This window comes from Pseudomonas sp. 28 E 9, assembly GCF_900004785.1.
Classification (GTDB): Bacteria; Pseudomonadota; Gammaproteobacteria; order Pseudomonadales; family Pseudomonadaceae; genus Aquipseudomonas; species Aquipseudomonas orientalis_A.
In genome coordinates this window covers 52924-71150 of the sequence record NZ_CVTK01000053.1, presented here as the reverse complement: position 1 = coordinate 71150, position 18227 = coordinate 52924, and the positions used below count along the sequence as shown (strand labels likewise).

15 protein-coding genes are annotated in these 18227 nt (G+C 61.1%); 5 read left to right on the top strand and 10 right to left on the bottom strand.

What is annotated here, in order from left to right:
* Nucleotides 1–206: 206 nt before the first annotated feature.
* Nucleotides 207–1532 (top strand): sigma-54 dependent transcriptional regulator, encoded by a 1326-nt coding sequence (locus BFQ00_RS20870; protein WP_065895814.1) that lies wholly within the window; start codon nt 207–209, stop codon nt 1530–1532.
* An 886-nt stretch (nt 1533–2418) separates the two neighbouring features.
* On the opposite strand, the gene BFQ00_RS20865 is transcribed toward BFQ00_RS20870, so the two are convergent.
* From BFQ00_RS20865 to BFQ00_RS20835, 7 genes are all read right to left on the bottom strand, one after another.
* Nucleotides 2419–3720: an autotransporter outer membrane beta-barrel domain-containing protein gene (locus BFQ00_RS20865; RefSeq protein WP_065934602.1), complete on the bottom strand. Its 1302-nt coding sequence runs from the start codon at nt 3718–3720 to the stop codon at nt 2419–2421.
* Between the two features lie 49 nt (nt 3721–3769).
* Complete coding sequence (locus tag BFQ00_RS20860; protein WP_065934601.1) at nt 3770–4513, bottom strand: hypothetical protein; 744 nt, start codon at nt 4511–4513, stop codon at nt 3770–3772.
* A 37-nt stretch (nt 4514–4550) separates the two neighbouring features.
* Nucleotides 4551–5231, bottom strand: coding sequence for a C39 family peptidase (locus tag BFQ00_RS20855; RefSeq protein WP_065934600.1), 681 nt, complete (start codon nt 5229–5231; stop codon nt 4551–4553).
* A 61-nt stretch (nt 5232–5292) separates the two neighbouring features.
* Nucleotides 5293–6030, bottom strand: coding sequence for a hypothetical protein (locus BFQ00_RS20850; RefSeq protein WP_065887387.1), 738 nt, complete (start codon nt 6028–6030; stop codon nt 5293–5295).
* A gap of 69 nt (nt 6031–6099) precedes the next feature.
* Nucleotides 6100–6651, bottom strand: coding sequence for an adhesin (locus BFQ00_RS20845; protein ID WP_065934599.1), 552 nt, complete (start codon nt 6649–6651; stop codon nt 6100–6102).
* Nucleotides 6651–7106 (bottom strand): hypothetical protein, encoded by a 456-nt coding sequence (locus BFQ00_RS20840; protein WP_065934598.1) that lies wholly within the window; start codon nt 7104–7106, stop codon nt 6651–6653. The genes BFQ00_RS20845 and BFQ00_RS20840 overlap by 1 nt, the downstream gene beginning before the upstream one ends.
* Before the next feature lie 300 nt (nt 7107–7406).
* A complete protein-coding gene (locus tag BFQ00_RS20835) occupies nt 7407–8402 on the bottom strand; it encodes a FecR family protein (protein ID WP_065887384.1) in 996 nt (331 codons plus the stop codon).
* Nucleotides 8403–8550: 148 nt separating this feature from the next.
* On the opposite strand from BFQ00_RS20835, the gene BFQ00_RS20830 reads away from it, so the two are divergent.
* Nucleotides 8551–8820: a PepSY domain-containing protein gene (locus BFQ00_RS20830; protein WP_065887383.1), complete on the top strand. Its 270-nt coding sequence runs from the start codon at nt 8551–8553 to the stop codon at nt 8818–8820.
* A 19-nt stretch (nt 8821–8839) separates the two neighbouring features.
* Here the strand turns inward: BFQ00_RS20830 and BFQ00_RS20825 are convergent, their stop codons facing one another.
* Nucleotides 8840–13978 (bottom strand): dermonecrotic toxin domain-containing protein, encoded by a 5139-nt coding sequence (locus BFQ00_RS20825; RefSeq protein ID WP_065934597.1) that lies wholly within the window; start codon nt 13976–13978, stop codon nt 8840–8842.
* A 181-nt stretch (nt 13979–14159) separates the two neighbouring features.
* Between BFQ00_RS20825 and BFQ00_RS20820 the strand changes: the two genes are divergently transcribed.
* Entirely contained in the window at nt 14160–15191 is a 1032-nt protein-coding gene (locus tag BFQ00_RS20820; RefSeq protein ID WP_065934596.1) for an Ldh family oxidoreductase, read from the top strand.
* Nucleotides 15192–15379: 188 nt separating this feature from the next.
* Here the strand turns inward: BFQ00_RS20820 and BFQ00_RS20815 are convergent, their stop codons facing one another.
* The gene (locus BFQ00_RS20815; protein ID WP_065887380.1) at nt 15380–15700 is read right to left on the bottom strand and encodes a DUF883 family protein; all 321 of its coding nucleotides are present in this window, start codon (nt 15698–15700) and stop codon (nt 15380–15382) included.
* 162 nt (nt 15701–15862) lie between these two features.
* Here BFQ00_RS20815 and BFQ00_RS20810 point away from each other — a divergent pair, with 162 nt between their 5' ends.
* Nucleotides 15863–16117 carry a hypothetical protein gene (locus BFQ00_RS20810; RefSeq protein WP_003190904.1) on the top strand — a complete coding sequence of 85 codons (255 nt, stop codon included), beginning with the start codon at nt 15863–15865 and terminating at the stop codon, nt 16115–16117.
* On the opposite strand, the gene BFQ00_RS20805 is transcribed toward BFQ00_RS20810, so the two are convergent.
* Nucleotides 16110–17009, bottom strand: coding sequence for a LysR family transcriptional regulator (locus BFQ00_RS20805; RefSeq protein ID WP_065934730.1), 900 nt, complete (start codon nt 17007–17009; stop codon nt 16110–16112). The two genes, BFQ00_RS20810 and BFQ00_RS20805, sit on opposite strands and share 8 nt — an antisense overlap.
* 92 nt (nt 17010–17101) lie before the next feature.
* Here BFQ00_RS20805 and BFQ00_RS20800 point away from each other — a divergent pair, with 92 nt between their 5' ends.
* Nucleotides 17102–18028: a carbon-nitrogen hydrolase family protein gene (locus tag BFQ00_RS20800; protein WP_065934595.1), complete on the top strand. Its 927-nt coding sequence runs from the start codon at nt 17102–17104 to the stop codon at nt 18026–18028.
* Nucleotides 18029–18227 lie beyond the last annotated feature (199 nt).

Sequence of the window (18227 nt, the reverse complement as noted above, 5' to 3'; positions counted from 1 at the left end):
AACTTTCCCTGACTGAAGTCATCTAAGCGGCTGTTTTAAAAGCGGAACTAACGTTTGGCCGGTGGGCAACTTTTTACAGGTTGATGGCTTTTTGCTCACACTTATAGCGAAAGGGTACAAGCACAGCGTCAATATTTTGATATGTTGCTGTCTGGTCGCTACAAACTGTTGTTTCTATTAATAAAAACTGACGCCAAGGAATAGTCATGGTTGTGACTTCTGCGCAACGCCGCTTGTTGGTCGTCGACCCCTGCGAGGATTGTCACGGATTGCTGCCCGGCTTGCGCACGGTCGGATGGGAAGTCGACAGCTGTACCCTCGAAGATGTGGGTGAGCGGTCCTGCGATGTCGGCCTGTTGCGGTTGCAGCCTTGTCATCTGGAACGGCCCGAGGCGGTCAAGGAGCTGATTGGTCGTAGCGGCACCGAATGGATCGCGGTACTCAGCCAGGACGTGCTACGCCTGCAGAACGTCGGGGATTTCGTCTGCGAATGGTTTTTTGATTTCCACACCTTGCCGTTCGATGTGTCGCGGGTGCAGGTCACCCTCGGACGCGCCTTTGGCATGGCGCGCCTGCGCGGCAAGGGCAACACCCCGGTGGGTGGGCCTGAGCATGAGTTGCTGGGCGATAGCCGGCCCATTCGCGAACTGCGCAAATTGCTGTCGAAGCTGGCGCCTACTGAATCGCCGGTACTGATACGGGGAGACAGCGGCACCGGCAAGGAACTGGTGGCCAAGATGCTGCACCGGCAGTCCCAGCGACACGCCAAGCCGTTCGTGGCGATCAACTGCGGAGCGATTCCTGAACACCTGATCCAGTCGGAACTCTTCGGCCATGAAAAGGGCGCCTTCACCGGTGCGCATCAGCGCAAGGTCGGACGCATCGAGGCTGCCCACGGTGGCACGCTGTTCCTTGATGAAATCGGCGATCTGCCCATGGAGCTGCAAGCCAACCTGTTGCGCTTTCTCCAGGAGAAACAGATCGAGCGCGTCGGCGGCAGCCAGCCCATCCCGGTGGATGTGCGGGTACTGGCTGCGACCCACGTTGACCTTGAGGCCGCCGTCGAGAAGGGCGCCTTTCGCGAGGACCTGTATTACCGGCTGAACGTGCTGCAAGTCGTCACCGCGCCCCTGCGCGAACGTCATGGCGACGTGGCGATGCTGGCCAATCACTTTTCGCGTTTCTATAGCCAGGAAACCGGCCGCCGCCCGCGCAGCTTCAGCGAAGAGGCCTTGGTGGCGATGGGCCGACACCCGTGGCCGGGCAATGTGCGTGAACTGGCCAACCGTGTGCGCCGTGGCCTGGTCCTGGCTGAAGGGCGCCAGATCGAGGCGGTTGACCTGGGATTGCAAGGCCCGCAAGCCGTGTCGCCGCCGATGGCGACACTGGAAGATTACAAGCACCGCGCCGAACGCCAGGCATTGTGCGACGTACTTCACCGGCACAGCGACAACCTGAGTATCGCGGCCCGGGTGCTGGGCGTTTCCCGGCCGACGTTTTACCGGTTGCTGCACAAACACCAGATCCGCTAGGTTTTTTTCAAAGGGTGCATGCAAATCAAATGTGGGAGGGGGCTTGCCCCCGATGGCGGTGTGTCAGTCGCTGATGCATCTACTGACTACGCATCGAGGCATAGGCCACACACCGCCGTAGCCGCTAACCACGATGCGAAGCGAGCCGCCCTTGATCTTGATCTGCTTTTGATCTTAGGCGCCCCGTTAAACCACGCTGGCCGAACGCAGGCTTGAATCCGTGGGCAACCCGGCAGGACGCCGGGTTAGCCGCACTGGGCCATGGATGGCCCATTGCGGCGGCCCACGGATTCAAGCCTGCGTTCGGGCACACCGAGCCTAGGCGAGGTGCCGAGTGGTGGGGCAAGAGCGTTTTGCTTACTTTTGCGCTTTTCAAAAGTGAGCCGCTGTAAAAGCGGAACCATTAGCAGCCGTGACCGCAGAAACGGATATGTACTCGGTGTGATCCAACACCCTGGTCGGCCCAGAGGCCGCCATCGGGGGCAAGCCCCCTCCCACATTTGAGCCGGGATCGACACGAGATCCTGGTCGGGCCTGAGGCCGCCATCGGGGGCAAGCCCCCTCCCACATTTGGACCGGGATCGACACGAGATCCTGGTCGGGCCTGAGGCCGCCATCGGGGGCAAGCCCCCTCCCACATTTGGACCGGGATCGACACGAGACCCTGGTCGGGCCTAAGGCCGCCATCGGGGGCAAGCCCCCCCCACATTTGGGCCGGGATCGACACGAGATCCTGGTCGGCCCAGAGGCCGCCATCGGGGGCAAGCCCGCTCCCACATTTGGACCGGGATCGACACGAGATCCTGGTCGGGCCTGAGGCCGCCATCGGGGGCAAGTCGAATCGTCGCACCGCCCCTCCCACATTTAAAAAGTGTTTACCTCTCAATCAAAAGTAATACGGGAATTTCAGACTGAACGTGAAGTCCGGCGCGTCATCGGTCATCCCGATCGCCAGGTTCGGCACGATGGTCAGGTTATCCGAGGCCGCAATCGTCATGCCGACGTTGAAGTAGCCCGCATTCGCATCGCTGGACACCACCGACTGCCAGTCGCCGCCGTCCGGCTTGAGCTTGCTTTTGCGCTGCACCAGATCGGACACCGAGAACGACATGCTCATTTTTTCGTTCAAGGCAAAGGCTACGCCGACACCGAACTGAAAGCTGTCGCCCAGGCGCACCTTGCCCCCCACCTTCTGGTTGACCTGACTGCTGATGTCATCGAACGAGTCTTCGAAGTTGTGGGTGTACGACAGCGAGCCGAACAACACCGCAGGGTCGAAGGTCTTGACCAGGGAGATGCCCGGTGTGACCGACCACACGCCGTTGCCCGTCGGCAGGCTTTCGGGCAGGTAGAGGTTGTCGTTGCTCGGTTGCCTGACCAGTTTGATGCCAAACGGCTCTTTACCCGTAGGCGCCTTCACCCGCACCGACACCACGGCGTCCGGCAGGTTAGGGGTTTCATCGAGGAATTTGTACGCCACGCCGAAGTTGACGTCGCCAATGGTCGGGTCGCGGGTCACGGACGCTTCCGAGGTGGCCGTGGCATCGTTGCCGGCGCCGCCGGACTGGTAGGTCGACTCGCGGTAGACCACCGGCACGTTGAGGTCGAACTGCCAACGGTTATCGAGGTTGTAGCGGCCGGTCAGGTCCAGGGTCCAGCTGTCGGATTTGATCCGGTCCAGGTTGATGTTGCCGAGGAAGATCGAGTCCAGCGCCAGGAAACCATTGAGGGTCAGTTGGCGCGCGTCGTAACGGGCATAGGTGATGCCGGTCTCGAGGCTGAACTTGCCATTGCCGAAAAAGCCGCTGGCTTCGTTGTAGAGGTTACTGACACTTTGTGCAGGGGCCGAGTCGTCCTTGAGCGACTGGCCGTAGGAACTGCCGCCGCCGCCCGCGCCACCCGACGCGGCTGCCGCGCCGGTGCCTGCGACGGTCGTGCCGCCTTGCTTGAAGTCGGCGGGGGATTTGGCCAGGCGCCTGGGGGCCGGCGTGGCCGGTTGATCTTCCACCTGACGTACGCGTTGTTCCAGCACGGCCAGGGCCTTTTGCTGCACGTCGTAGCGTTGCTTGAGTTCCAGGAGTTCCCGCTTGAGGGTTTCGATATCGGCATCCGGCGCGGCATACAGCACGGATGCGGGCAAGAGCGTACTTAAACAGATCACCGCGCGGAGCGATAATGATCGATGCATGAAATAAGCCGTCCTTTTCCAATGCGTAAGTGTCGAGGGTCAGCGTAGTTCAATAACCGAGCGTGCGTAGGCCTTTGAGCTGGTCCAGATTGCAGTTCAATGCACCGTTGTTCAAACCGTTATTGTTCATCACGACGTTGAGTTGGGTCATGTTGTTGACGAAGTTGGTATTGCCGGTCAGAACCGTGCCTTGCAGCACATTTCCGCCGCCGATCTGCTGCAGGCTGTTGCCCTGGTTGTGGTTGGCCTGGATCGCCATTTGCAGGCCGCCATTGTTGGCCGATACGCTGACTTGACCGGCCTTGCTGTCGCCGGTGACGGTGCCACCGGCCACGAGTACCTGACCGGACTGCACGGCGTTGGCAGGGGCAAAGCCGTCCTGGGTGACGTTGATGCCGACATGGTTGTTGGCGGTGTTGCCATCACCGGCGGCGCGCACGCTTTGGGTCACGCCCTGGCCGCTGGTCAGGCCGGCTCCGCCGATCACGTTACCGCCGCCGGCAGTGGGCGTTCCGGAACCCGCCGCACCCGTGGTTTGCACGTAGAACTGTGGGGTGATGGTGGTCTTGTCCAACTGCATGCTGGCCTTGCCGGTAATGCTGTCGCCGACCGCATTGGTCCAGGTGCTGCTCATGACAATGCCGAAGCTGATGATTCGCCCCGGCATCACATAGCGGCCACGCAGCTCGGCCATTTCCGCGTCCTTGAGTTCGATCGGTTTGAAGCCCGATGAAGCATAAGCGGGCATCGAGGCTGCCAGACACAAAACCGTCAGCCAACGGGAAGTGTTCATCTTTTGCTCCTGGAGCGTCCTGCCCCTTATTGCGCTTCTAGAAGAAGTCGCTCTGGATAAAACCGAAATCCATCAGTTCGGCGTCGCCTACGGGCCGGAACTCGTTCAGCTGGTTCCTGGCGGTCAGGGGGGCAGGCGGGTCGAGCAGGATGTTGGCCTTGTCGTAGCCTTCACCCAATACGGCGAACACGATGCCATTCCAGCCCTTGACGAAGTCATCGCGCGAATAGCGCTTGTGCCCCAGCACCGGGTCGCCGACATACACCCAGTCCTTGTCGGCCCGTTGCATCACCACAAAGTGCTTGTAGCCACGGATCTCCAGCAGCACCACCACCGGGATTTTCACGGTGACCAGGGTGTCCGGGGCGATCTTGTAGCCCCGGGCGCGCATGCCGATGCTTTCGAGGTAGCGCTTCATGTCCAGCATGGAAAAACCCTGGGTACGCACCATGTCCTGGTCGGCATTGACCAGCATGCCCTTGATGAGGTGGTCTTCGTCGACGTCCAGCCAATAGGCCTGGCGCAGGATGGTGGCGAGTGCCGCAGCACCACAGCTGAAATCGGTTTTCTGTTCCACCAGGTTGGCGAACCGGCGTTCACGGATGCTCTCGACCTTCTTGAAAATCACCGCACCGCCGGGCATGGCGGAGATCGCCATGGTGCCCGCCCAAGTGGGGCCGGTGAGCAACATCAGGAGGGTGAGGGTCGCGAAGCGCATGATCGACTGACCTGCTGGACACTGGAATAAGAAAGGGCCTTGTTGCCAAGGCCCCGTTGGATCAGAAACGCACGCCGCTGGAGCAGACGCTGCAACCTTGACCGATCGACAGGCTGTTGCTGCCCTGGTTGCCCGCGCCCGATTGCAGGTTTACACCCACGTTGCCGGAGTTGCGGTTAACCGAGTTGTCGAGGCTGGAGTTGTTGGACACGTATTGAGGCTTGCCGTAGCCGTAGCTGCTGACGGCGGTATTGAGGTAGCTGTTGTTGAGCGAGTTCTGCTCGGTGTTGGAAGCGGCGGCGATGTTCTTGCCGTCAGCGGTGGTGATTGCCAGGTTGTTTTTACCTTCGTTGCCTTGACCGGCCTGGCCGTTGTAACCCACGTTGCCGGAGTTGCCGTTGACGGAGCCGTCCAGGGACGCGTTGTTTTGCGTGCCTTTGTTGACGAAGTTGTTATTGGTGCTGGCTTGATCCACATCGATCACGGCGAACACGGTGGCAAAGTCGCCTTTGGCACTGGAGATGGCACCGGCGTTATCCGCCTGGTTGCCGGAGCCCGACTGTACGTTGACGCCCACGTTACCGCTGTTGCCGGTCACCGAGTTGTCGGCCGAGGCGTTGTTTTCGGTGTTGCTGTCCTCGAATTTGTTGCCCTGGCTTTTTTGCACATCGGTGACCACGGAGGCGACGGTGCCAGTGGGTTGAGGGGCTGGGTGCCAGCCACCACCGGCTTGAGCAGCGGCAGCCATGAGCGCGGCGAGAGCGAAAACCAGTGGTTTGAGCGCCATTTGAGGTTTCATGGTGTTTCTCCTTGCTTCTAATTAGTTGGGTTAAGTGTTGGTACGGTCTAACTAAGGTCTATCAAGCAGTTACTTGATAGTGATGCCCAGGGTGTTAGCCACTCGGTTCCCCACCCCGGCACTCTGGTTCACCTGAATCACTCCTCGGCTGCCGGTGAAGGCCTGGTCGCTGGTGACGACCTGGCGGCTGCCAGTGGTGGAGGTGGACCCTGAGTCGCTTGCCAGCGTCGTCGTGTTCTGTTGCAACAGGACGCTGTCATCGATGCTTTGCGGGCCAGGGTTCAGGCTGATCCGCACCGCATTGATCGATTGGTTATTGGCTCCGGCCGACTGATTGATGCCCAGTACGCCGTTGCCGTTGGTAAAGGAGGTGCCCAGGATCGCCGCCTTGGCGTTCAGGGACGGGTCGACGTTGCCGTCGAGCTTCTGGATAGTGACGGTGGTGGCCTGGCCACCGAGGACAATCGCGCGGCTGTTGGACATTTGCTGTTGATTGCCGGCTGCCTGGTTGATCGACAAGACACCCTCGTACTGTTTGCCGCTGCCATTGATCACGGCGGTGTTGTCAGCCAGGGCCGTTGCGCTGCCCAGCAGGGCGAATATCAACAGGAAGTGCCTCATCACTTGCCCCCCATCATGCTGCCGAGGTTGTTCAAGGGGGCCATGCCGCGCTGGATCGAATCGCTGATCTGCCCACCCATTGCGTTGCCGGCGCCGGCGCCATGGCCGGCGGCAGCGCCGCTGCCCAGGGTCGACATGCCGGTGTGCGTGGCGCCCAGGCCGGACAGATTGCCGTTGGGCTGCACCGAGCGCGCAAGGCTCGAACCGCTGCTGATGCCGCCGATGTCACGGTCGCTGAGTTCACCGGCCATGGCACTGATCACTTCTTTGCTGGGGTTGGCGTTGGCCGTGTTGGGGTAGGGGGCCGGGAGCGAGGTGCGCCCGTACATATGCCCTTGTACGGCGCGCCCCGTCACGATCACGCCATCACCCGCCTGGCTCGGCAGGCTGGCGCCGGCACTGAGCACGCAACTGATCAGCAGTGCGTTTATCGAGGCTTGAGTGAATATGTTCACGGTGGCAATCCTTATTATTCACGCTGACCCTAAACAGCGTTGTCAGGGACAGAGCAGAAGGCGTGCCGGTTTTTGTTTTTACTTTGGATTCAGCAGGTTATGGTTTTCACCGACGGATTCGTCGGTTGTGGTGTTTCAACCCTGAAACAGTCCTCGCCCGGCGTCGCAGGCCCGGTCGCTCGCGCCAGCTGTATCAGTGATGAAACAGTGTCCATGACAAAACGATGAATCCGTCCCCGCCGGGCGATTCAAGACAGTTGGGTGTTTCAAAAATGGACAGGTCACGCGGCAGGCGCAGGCTCAGCCTTTGGGGGTTTTACGCGGAATGGAGTTGAGTACCGGGTTGCCGTCCTGATTCTGGGTCAGGTAGACCGGTAATACCTTGGGCAGGGAGGGGATGAGGTTATTGACTTCACTGAGGTTATAAATACCGCCAATGCGAATGCTCCCGGTGCCTGCGTCCGCCAGCATCACCGGTTTGTCGAGGTAGCGGTTGATCAGCGGCAGCGCATCGGCCAGGGCCAGGTTGTCGAGCACCAGTTTGCCCGTGCGCCATGCCAGGGCCGTGTCATCGGGCTTGATCGCCGCCACGCGCGGAGTGGCGTCGCCCCGTTGGTAACTGGCCTGCATCCCCGGGGTCAGCGGCACGCTGCCATGCACTGAGTCGCTGGCAATCTGCACCGAGCCTTCAAGCAACATCACTCGCACCTGGTCGGCATACGTCCAGACATTGAACTGGGTGCCCGTCACGCGCACCTGCCCCTCGCCAGCCTGCACGACAAAGGGGTGATCGCTGTCATGGGCGACCTTGAAAAACGCTTCGCCCTTTTTCAGGCTGGCCTGACGCCGGTCCTTGTAATCGCTGTAGACCAGTTCGGTGCCCAGGTTCAATTCCACCTGGCTGCCATCAGCAAGGGTGACCTTGCGCAAGCCATTGGTTGCTTCGTAGTGTTTATAGGCGCTGGGCAGCCAGCCGGCTTCCCAGCCGGTCAGGGCGGCCAGTGGCAAGGCACCCAGGCATAGGGCGGCGGCGACCGCGTAGGTGCGCCAGCGCTTGCGCGGCTTGAACGGCAACACCACCTGCATCGGTGTGTTGCGCGGCAGATGATCGGCCACGTCCCAGACTTCCAGCATCGCCGCGTATTCGAACGCATGCAACGGGTGAGCGTCGTGCCATTGTTCAAACGCCTGGCGCTCAGCGGCCGAGCAATCCTCGGCATGCAGACGCATGCACCAATGCGCGGCGGCTTCGGTAATGGCGTCGTACTCGGCTTCTGAAAGGGACTGTTCGCTCATTGACTCATCCTGATTTCCCGCATTCTAACTCTCTGAAGCACACGGCGAGAACAGCATCATGGCGATTGCACATCAATTGGAACTTATTCTTGTTTGAGCGCGCCTAAAAATTCAGGAATTAACCTGTCGTCAACCATGGAGTACTAGCATGTTGAAGAAAACCTTAGCTGCCCTGTGTGCCACCACCGCTTTGCTGAGCGCCGGCGCTGCCCTGGCCGACAAGCCGGGTGCGGGCTGGATCACCATTGAAAAAGCCATTGAAGTGGCGAAGACCAAGGCTGGGTATACCGAAGTTTATGCCGCCGAAGCCGACGACAATGGCTATTGGGAAGTCAAAGGCCGCAAATCCGACGGCACCGTCTACGAAGCTCGCATCGACGGTATGTCGGGCAATGTCCTGCGTGATCAGAAGGACTGATCAACCGCTGGGGGCCTGCTCAGGCCCCCACATCCAGCATGCGTCCCAGATGCGTAATCAGGTAAGTGACCGAATCGGCGTTGGTGAGAATGACGTCGATGCGTTTGTCGATATTGCTCATGAACACCTGACGTGCCTCATTCAGGGTCTTTGCGCCAGTAATACCCAGGACTTTGCGCTTTAGGTAGTGGGTGGTGGTGAAAACGCCGTAGTCCTCCCAGGTATTGGATATGTCATCCCATGTCTTGAACAGCATACGGGCCGGCGTCAGCGTGGACAGCGCGGTCGTTTGCAAGTCATCCTGGCGGGTTTTCACTGCCTGAGCACCAGGCTTTGCGGTATCGATCAGGTCGCGGAACGGTTCCATGCTCCGCAGGTAGGCAATGTCTTCGGTCTTGAACCGTAAATGCGTCAGTTCATGAATCAGCGTAGAAGCCCTGGCGTGAGCGAATATATCGAAGGGTGCATTCAGGATGTTGGCGTATTCAGCCAGATTCGGATCGAAGAAACGTTCGAACAAAAACACTTTGCGTTCACTGTCATCGATGAGCACCATCGCGTACTCATTCGTGGGGTCCGTCAGGCTTTCGCCGCTGACCAGGCGCATTGAGTCAGGGCCGATCAAGGTCGGGTCACTCAACTCATCGAGTATCCCGTCGATGAGGGTCTCGATTTTCCTTACCTGGTCCGGTGCCAGGTTGATGGTGCCGAACAGGTCGCATAAAAACAGACCCACTCGGCTATCAGGGGTGATCAGCTGTGCAAAATGGCGGATGTTGCGCTTGCAGTTGACGGCATAGTAAGTCGCCACATTCAACGCTTCGTCGATGGCCTGTGCTTTCCAACTGGAGACGGCGGCAATCGCCCTTATGCCTCGCGCTTCAATACTGATCTCGCGCCGCTGCGCCCGTTGCGTTTTCTGACGCGTCCAGGCCTGGCCGAAGCGGGGTTTGTGCAGGCTCAGGTCCAACACCCACTGGCCATTTGAATTGCAACCCACGTAGGGGCCCTGCTGATCGTTGTTGCCGAGGCGCCAGTGCTCCCTGGTTTTCGTCACCGCATACACTTTGCCTGCCAGCGGTACATACGTCCTGGCGCTCGCCGGGTCCTCGTAAACACGGGTGGAGGTAGTCAGCTCCAAGTCCTCCAGGGCGACGTCATGATCCTCGAAGCGCTGCAACCGTGTGCGCGAAATGGCAGTGACGTCCCGCAGGCCCGGGGCAGTGGCCGTGGGGAGGTTGTCCTGCGGCAGGTCGACGACGTCAGCGTTATCGGGCGGCGGGGTTTCGCTGCCGTCGAGCTCGCTGTACAGCGCGGCCATTTGCACCACGGCCAGGATGAAGTCCTTCATCGCGGCGCGCCACTGATGCAATTGCAGCGCCTCCATTGAGCGCTTGACCAGCGTGTAGCTGCGCCACACCACCAGCGGATAGGCGAGTTTGCCCGCCATGAAGTGCACCGCCGTTGCAATGCCCTTGCCGAACAGGCCGACCGCTTTATCCCATAGCAGTTGGCTGCCTTCCTTGAATTGGCAAGCGAACATCTTCAGCAAAACCCGCGTGTTCTCGCTGAACAGATACTGCAGCAGATTGCCGGTTATGGCAGACGAAGCAAGGCGAATATCCGAGGGGCGATGCCGGTTGTTCAGCAGCAAGTCGCGGTAAACGGCCTGGTGCGGATCGTCCAGGTGCTGGATGACCCAGTCCTGCAGTGCACCAGGTCTTTCCAGCTCGTCGAGCAGCGCTTGTTCATCGGCATACTGCTTGAGCACATGGTTTTCACTGTAGGGCGCATATAACACCACGGCGCCGGCCTCTTTATCCGCAGCGCTGATCAGGTACATGCCCAGTACCCTGGCGGCCGTGGCCCCCGCAGTCGCCACCAGTTCCACGGGCCGAAACAGCACCGACGCGCCCTCCAGCGCCGCACGCGCCATGGCATCAGGCATATCGAACGCCTGCTGGACCCAACCCAGGGCCTGGGTGGACAGGCGTTCCTGCAGATGGTGCTCGTGGGCGTATTGCAACACCTGCCAGGGTAATTGCCGGCAGAACCGGCGCCGGCGTTGGCGCGCCGCCTCTGTGCGGGTGTCCAGCTCGGTTTGCAACAGCTGCTGGTAGAACGATTTCACGTCCAACTGGCGCACCATCTGGATCACTGCCTTGGCATCCAGGGTATCTGGCAGCGGTGTGGCGGTGCGCGACCGCGGGCGAATGGCTTGCTTGTTCAGGTCTGGCCAGTGGCGCAAGGCAAAGTCGGTCAGGCTGCTGGTGTGGATGTCGAGGGCCTGGTGCACGGGAATCAGCACGTCGTCGGGGCTGATGGTGTGCTCGGGAAAGCGTGCCTGCAGCAGCTTCTCCAGGGCGGAAAAAGCGTGCTCGCGAATGGTCGGGAGGCCATGGAGGTAGTCCTCCTCTTGCGGGGCGCCGTTGCGGTATTGCTCAAGCAGTTCGGCATGGTAAATCTGCTCTTGGGCAGGGGCCATTGCCAGCCACACGGGCAACCGTTGCTGGGTGATCATTGCGTCGGCCAGCGCCCTGGCCCGTGCCAGGTTGGTAGGCGCGGGGATTTGCAGGAGCGCATCCAGGCGGTCCTGCACGGCGCGCGCGGGCAAGTCCATGGCCAGTAAATGATCGACCGTGTCCATGACACCGTCGTCGTAGGTCTTCAGGCGATTGTCCAGCAGGTTATCGTCAATGCGTTGCAGCGCCGCCAGGCGATACACCTGATGGGGCACGCGCTGGGACAAGCGCAGATTCTCCAGCAGCGTCAGCCGTTTGACCGGATGCGCCAGGCGCCGGGCAAGTGAATCGCGCAGGGCCGAGACCGATGAAAACACTTCATGGCCACGCCGTGGCGTCCATAGGAGCGCCTGGCCCGAACGCGCCGGGTCAAGGCCGCCACGCTCGGTCAGTACAAACAGATTGGCCAGCGGCAGCAGCACGTCGGACCTGCCCTGGTGCAACGCCAGCGCATAGGCATCCGGCAGAAACCCGTTGACCCCATGCCGGGTCAGGCGCACCAGGCTGTCGCTGCGCAGTACCGTATCGAGAATGGCATGGCTTTGGCCCGTCAGGGTTTTACCCAGCAACCGCAGTTCAGCCTCGCTGCGCAAACCCAGCAGCATCGAATGCGCGTGCTTGTCGCGGTTGTTGTCCAGGAACAGGCGCGGCAGGTCACGCAGCTCATGGCCGGCAAAAACCTTCAACACCCGTTCGATCGTGTCATTGAAGGTTTTGAGGGTGAGGTTATTGAGCTTCAGCGCAACCCCCTGGTTGCGCCTTTCGTAGAAGCCCGTCCTGGAGGACACGGGAAGCGGCTTGCTCGCCTGGCCCAGGCGCTCGATGAAGTGTTCAACCATGTTCAGGGACGACACGGGCAGGCGCTCTTCGCGCTGCTGGGCACTGGAGGCGTAGGTATTGATAAAGACCTCATCGGCCTTGAGGTCCAGCTGGCGGGTCTGCAGCTCCGTGTTCAGGGCCAGTAGGACCATGCCGCGCAGTGTCGGGTGGTTCAGGCGTTCGCTGTTCAAGCCTTCCTCGGCAGCTCGCAGGCGCTGCTGGTGCAGCTTGGCGCGCTCGGCCTGCACCGTGGTCGGACGGCCATTGCCGCTGCTGACGGGATGTATCGTCCAGCGCCCATGGGTGTCCAGGTCGGCCAGGCGATTGTCGAGCATGGTGCGGATGTCCAGGGCGTAATCGAGCAAGGCATCCAGGTCCACCTGGCCGGCGCTGCTGCGATACAGGCCCAGGGCGTGGTTCATATTGCTGGTCTGCTTGGCGACGATGTCTTCTAGCATGTCGCTGAACACATGCCCGGAGACGGGACGTGCGGCAACGTTGATCGAGTCCAGGCCGATAAAGGTGTTGCGCTCGTCCAGGGACAGGAAATTGAGCAGTTCGTCTTCGTGTCCGGCCGCCGTGAGCATCGTCAGCAGTGCGTCTTTAAGGTCATCCAGGTCCTGGAGCACCTGCACACCACGGGACTGGGTGTAGAGGTAGGCGTGGCTTTGATGCAGCATCAGGGTGCTGGCCAGTTCCACGTAGTGCTGGTAGGGCGCATGGATACGCACTTTTTTCACGCTCAGGTCGGCGGCGTAGGCGCTGCGAGCGCCCTGGTCGCTGAGGAACAGGGCCTGGAGCACGTGACTTTCGTCGGCACTGAGGATGCCGGCCTGGCGTTTGAGCAGCACGTCGAGGCGGAACTTGTCCGCCATTACCTGGGCGAACAGATCAAGGCGCGAGGTGCCGCTGTCGATGTCTTCGTTCCAGTAGGTCTGCAGCAGGCTCTCGAGCAGTTTGGACAGCGTGCCGGAGGTCTGCTCGATGAGCGTTTCCCAATGCTCGCGGTCTTGCTCCAAGCGGGTCGGGGTGAAGTCGGCAGTGACATGTTTGGGGTTGATGAATTCGCGGGTTTGCCCCGCAGGCCAGGCATGTTTCACATAAAACTGCAGGAGCGCTTCACGCAGCGCCAGGGAGTCAATCCAGCGGCGGTCGGTGTCCGTCGGGTTATGGATAAAGCTGTTTACCCGCGTTTCGCGTTGATCCAGGCCGGGGAAATCAGCATGCGCCATGATCCCGAGCAGTGTATCGAGCATGTCCGAGAGGGTCGGGGTTTTCTGCAAGTGCTCAAGCATCGCTCGCACGTTTGCCCGTTGGCAGGCCTGCAGGGCTTGCTCCTGATCATCCATGACCGCGCCCGGCACCGGTAAGGTGGTCAGTGTCAGGACGCTGCCTGCCGACAGGCTGTTGCGCTGCGCGATCGACAGGAAGCTGAGCAACGCCACGCGCTGCACCGAATCGGCAAGCGCCTGGGTGAGCTCTGCGAGCAGCGTGGCGTGGCTGTCGAACACCTGGATACCGCCGTAGGGCGTGTACAGCAGGGCCTTGGCTCCGTCCGGGCTCGGGCTCATCGTAAACGCGCCGGCGAGCACGATCGCCGCGTGGCCCACCCGGTTGATCAACAGCCTTTCGACGCGCATGGGGTGGCTTTGCAGGCGTGTGTCCTGGCGGCTGGCGTCACTGGCGTAATACACGCCGTGCAGCCATTCCAGGTCCTTGACGGTTAGCCCCAGGGCGCGTTCGCGTTCGCTCAGGGTCGAGCGATTGACGGGCAGCAGGAATTCGTCAAAAAAATACGGCGGGGTGACGCGGGTCATGCCTGTCTCCAGCGTGAATAGGGTCACACAGGGTAGGCGGGCAGCCGTGGCGGGCGGGGGGTAACTATTGAGTCAAGCCTGAGTCTCGCCGTCAGTTGACAGCAAGCGTCGTGGGTGGTGTTTAATCGACGGTCTGGATGTCCATTCGTTGCCCCTTCCAATCATAAAAACGGAGCTTCAAATGCCTGCGCAGTCTGCGACCGTTGTCACAGCCTTCATCAGCTTCACTGAATTGGCGGGATTGCTCCAGCGTATCTTCGTCAGGCACGGCACCTCGCCGGAAGTGGCGGCGATCCTTGCACACAACTGCGCCAGCGCCGAACGTGATGGCGCCCACAGCCACGGAATCTTTCGCATCCCGGGGTACCTGTCGACCCTGGCCAGCGGCTGGGTCAACGGCGCTGCCGTGCCCGTGGTCAGCGATGTGGCGTCAGGCTTTGTACGGGTCGATGCCTGCAATGGTTTTGCCCAGCCGGCCCTGGCGGCCGCGCGTGCGCTGCTGGTGAGCAAGGCCCGCAGCGCCGGCATTGCGTTGCTGGCGATCCATAATTCCCATCACTTTGCCGCGTTATGGCCGGACGTCGAACCGTTCGCCGAAGAAGGGCTGGTGGCGCTCAGCGTAGTCAACAGCATGACGTGCGTGGTACCCCACGGGGCCGACCGGCCGCTCTTCGGCACCAACCCCATCGCGTTCGCGGCGCCCCAGGCAGGCGGCGCGCCGATTGTGTTCGACCTGGCCACCAGCGCCATCGCCCACGGTGATGTGCAAATTGCCGCGCGCAACGGTGAACGCCTGCCGCCGGGGATGGGCGTGGACAGCCTGGGCCAGCCGACCCAGGACCCGAAAGCGATTCTCGAGGGCGGCGCACTGTTGCCATTTGGCGGGCACAAGGGGTCGGCGTTGTCGATGATGGTCGAGTTGCTGGCGGCAGCGCTGACAGGCGGCCATTTTTCTTTTGAATTCAATTGGGCCGACCATCCGGGGGCGCGTACGCCCTGGACCGGCCAGTTACTGATCGTGATCGATCCGAGCAAGACCGCCGGGCAAAGCTTTGCCGAGCGCAGCCATGAACTGGTGCGGCAGATGCATGCAGTGGGGTTGCGCCGGTTACCGGGGGATCGGCGCCATCGCGCACGGGCAAAATCGCTGGAAACAGGCATAGAACTGCCAGTGCAGGAGCTGAACCAGCTTCAGGAATGGGCGGGGGATTGAACACGGGTGCGAGGGTGCCGGCAGACATATAGGGTTCAGCAAACAATGAAACTCAATGTAGGAGGGGGCTTGCCCCCGATGGCAGTGGGTCAGCCATAAATGAACTGACTGATCCACCGCTATCGGGGGCAAGCCCCCTCCCAGATTTATACCGAGTTCCAGCTTTGAATCAGCGCAACCCGTACCGGTCAGTTACGGCGACCGAGCAGCAGGCCAACCACCAGGCCAAAGCCTGCGGAAATGGCCACGGTCTGCCATGGGTGGCCACCGATGTAAGTCTCTGTGGCATCCACGACCGGCTTGCTGCGCTCACGCACATTGGACACGGAGTCCAGGGCTTGCTTGAGTTTGATGGCAACCTGCTCACGCAGGGTTTCACCTTCCTCACCCACCAGGGACGCGCTGCTTTTGAGCAGTTTGTCGGATTCTTCGATCAGCGCAGTCAGTTCGCTGAAGGCTTGGTCCTTGATTTGATCTTCGACGGATTGGGCGGCGGTTTTGCGGGCCATGTGTGACTCCTTGCAAGTGAATGTGACAGTGAACAATGGAGTGTCGGGCGCCGGCAAAAGTTGCAGTTATTTTGCCGGCCGCCCATTTACGGCAAAATCCAAATCGGGTCCTTTGGACCTTCAGTGTAAGATGTTCCCTATTTGTGCAGCAGGTAATTCAACATGAGCTTCAATCTCGCCAACAAGACCCTCGCCGAACGCGCCGAGCTGGAAGATGAAAAGTCCCGTCTCTACGACCTGTGGCAAACCAACCTGGGCAAGGCCAAGGGCGAGGCCGCGCGGTTGTTCGGTGAGCGCGCCAAGCGCAAGGGCAAATGGGCCGAATGGGTGCGTGCCGAACTTGACGGCATGTCGCCGCCGGAGTTTTCCAATATGGTGCGCAGTGAAGTCAACAAGCTGATGGCGGCGGCTAAATAAAGCACGCCTCGATCGCTCCGCGCACCTTCAACAATAAAGGGTCAAGCTGGGCCTGGGTGCGCCAGCCCAGTTCCACCGGGTAGCGTGGCAGCGCCAGCGGGCAGGGCAATACGCGCAAGCCGGTCAGGCGGGCGATGGCCTCGGCGGCATGCCCGGGGATCGTCGCCACCGCCATACTGCCCTTGAGCAGAAACGCCAGCGCGGCAAAGTGGCTGGTGGACGCACACACCTGGCGGCGCAAGCCGTGCGCCGCCAAACCCTCATCGGTAATGCCGATAAAGCCGCCCGACGACACCAGCACATGCTCACGCGCGACGAACTCCGTCAGGTCGATCTGTTGTTGGCCGGGCGCCAGGCTGTCCGGGTCCACCAGGCAGCGGTAGTCACCTTCGCCGAGCACTTGCCGACTCAGGCGCCGCTCGGCAAAACCGCCGGCGGTGATGGCCAGGTCCAGGCTGCGGTCGAGCAGGGCGTCGGCGACAATCTGGCTGTGGGTCTGGCGGAAAATGACCCGCAGTTTCGGCAGGCGCTGTGCGACGCTGTCCATCAGTCGACGGCCGTAGGCAATCTCGAAGTCGTCCGACAGCCCCAGCACCACGGAGCGGCCCTGATAGTTCGGGCTCTGCGGGTTGATCATCGCCAGGCTTTGCCGGCAGCGGTCCAACGCTTCGCTGATCACCGGTTTCAACTGATTGGCGCGTGTCGTGGGTGCCAGTCCACGCCCTGTGCGCACAAATAACTGATCGCCGTACAACTCGCGCAAACGCCGCAGGCCGGCGCTGATGGCCGACTGGGTGACCCCCAGGCGCAACGCAGCGCGGCTGGCGCTTGACTCGTCATGCAGGGCTTCAAAGGTCTTGAGCAGGTTCAAGTCGACGTCTGCGATATTTATCTGGCTCATATCATTTAGCACTGAGGTGGGCTTTATTCATGATCAAGCCTGGCGGGAGAATGGGCAACCCCCACCGACTTGGAGTGACTGTGATGCCTGTTTCTACCGTGGCTGCTTTACAAATTGGCGCGCTGCCGGGCGGCAAGGCCCAGACCCTGGAACAAATACTGAGCTATGAAGAGCAGATTCAGCGCAGCGGCGCGCACCTGGTGGTAATGCCCGAGGCCTTGCTCGGCGGTTATCCCAAAGGTGAAGGGTTTGGCACGCAACTGGGTTACCGCCTGCCCGAGGGCCGTGAAGCCTTTGCGCGGTATTTTGCCAATGCCATCGATGTGCCGGGTGTCGAGACCGATGCCTTGGCCGGGTTATCGGCGCGCACCGGTGCCAGCCTGGTGCTCGGCGTGATCGAACGCAGTGGCAGCACCTTGTATTGCACCGTGTTGTATTTCGAGCCGTCGGGCGGCCTGGTTGCCAAGCACCGCAAGCTGATGCCCACCGGCACCGAACGACTGATCTGGGGCAAGGGCGATGGCTCCACCTTACCGGTAGTCGACACTGCGGTAGGGCGCATTGGCGGCGCGGTGTGCTGGGAAAACATGATGCCGCTGCTGCGCACCGCGATGTACGCCAAGGGTGTACAGGTGTGGTGCGCGCCCACCGTGGATGAACGCGAGATGTGGCAGGTGACCATGCGCCACTTGGCCCATGAAGGGCGCTGCTTTGTGGTAAGCGCCTGCCAGGTGCAGGCCTCGCCCGAGGCGTTGGGCGTGGAGGTTGCCAACTGGCCGGCGGATCGTCCGTTGATTGCCGGTGGCAGCGTGATCGTCGGGCCGATGGGCGACATCCTTGCCGGGCCGCTGGTGGGTGAAGCGGGGCTGTTGACGGCGCGGATCGATACCGATGAGTTGGTGCGGGCACGCTATGACTATGACGTGGTGGGGCACTACGCCAGGCCGGATATTTTTGAGTTGACGGTGGACGAGCGCGCCAGGCCGGGCGTGCGCTCTATCACTGACTAAACACGGTTAAAAATGTGGGAGGGGCGGTGCGACGATTCGACTTGCCCCCGATGACGGCCTCTGGGCCGACCAGGATGTTGGATCAGACCGAGTACATATCCGTTTCTGCGGTAACGGCTTCTATTGGTTCCGCTTTTACAGCGGGTCACTTTTGGAAAAGAGCCCCAAAAGTAACCAAAAGGGCTCTTGCCCCACCACT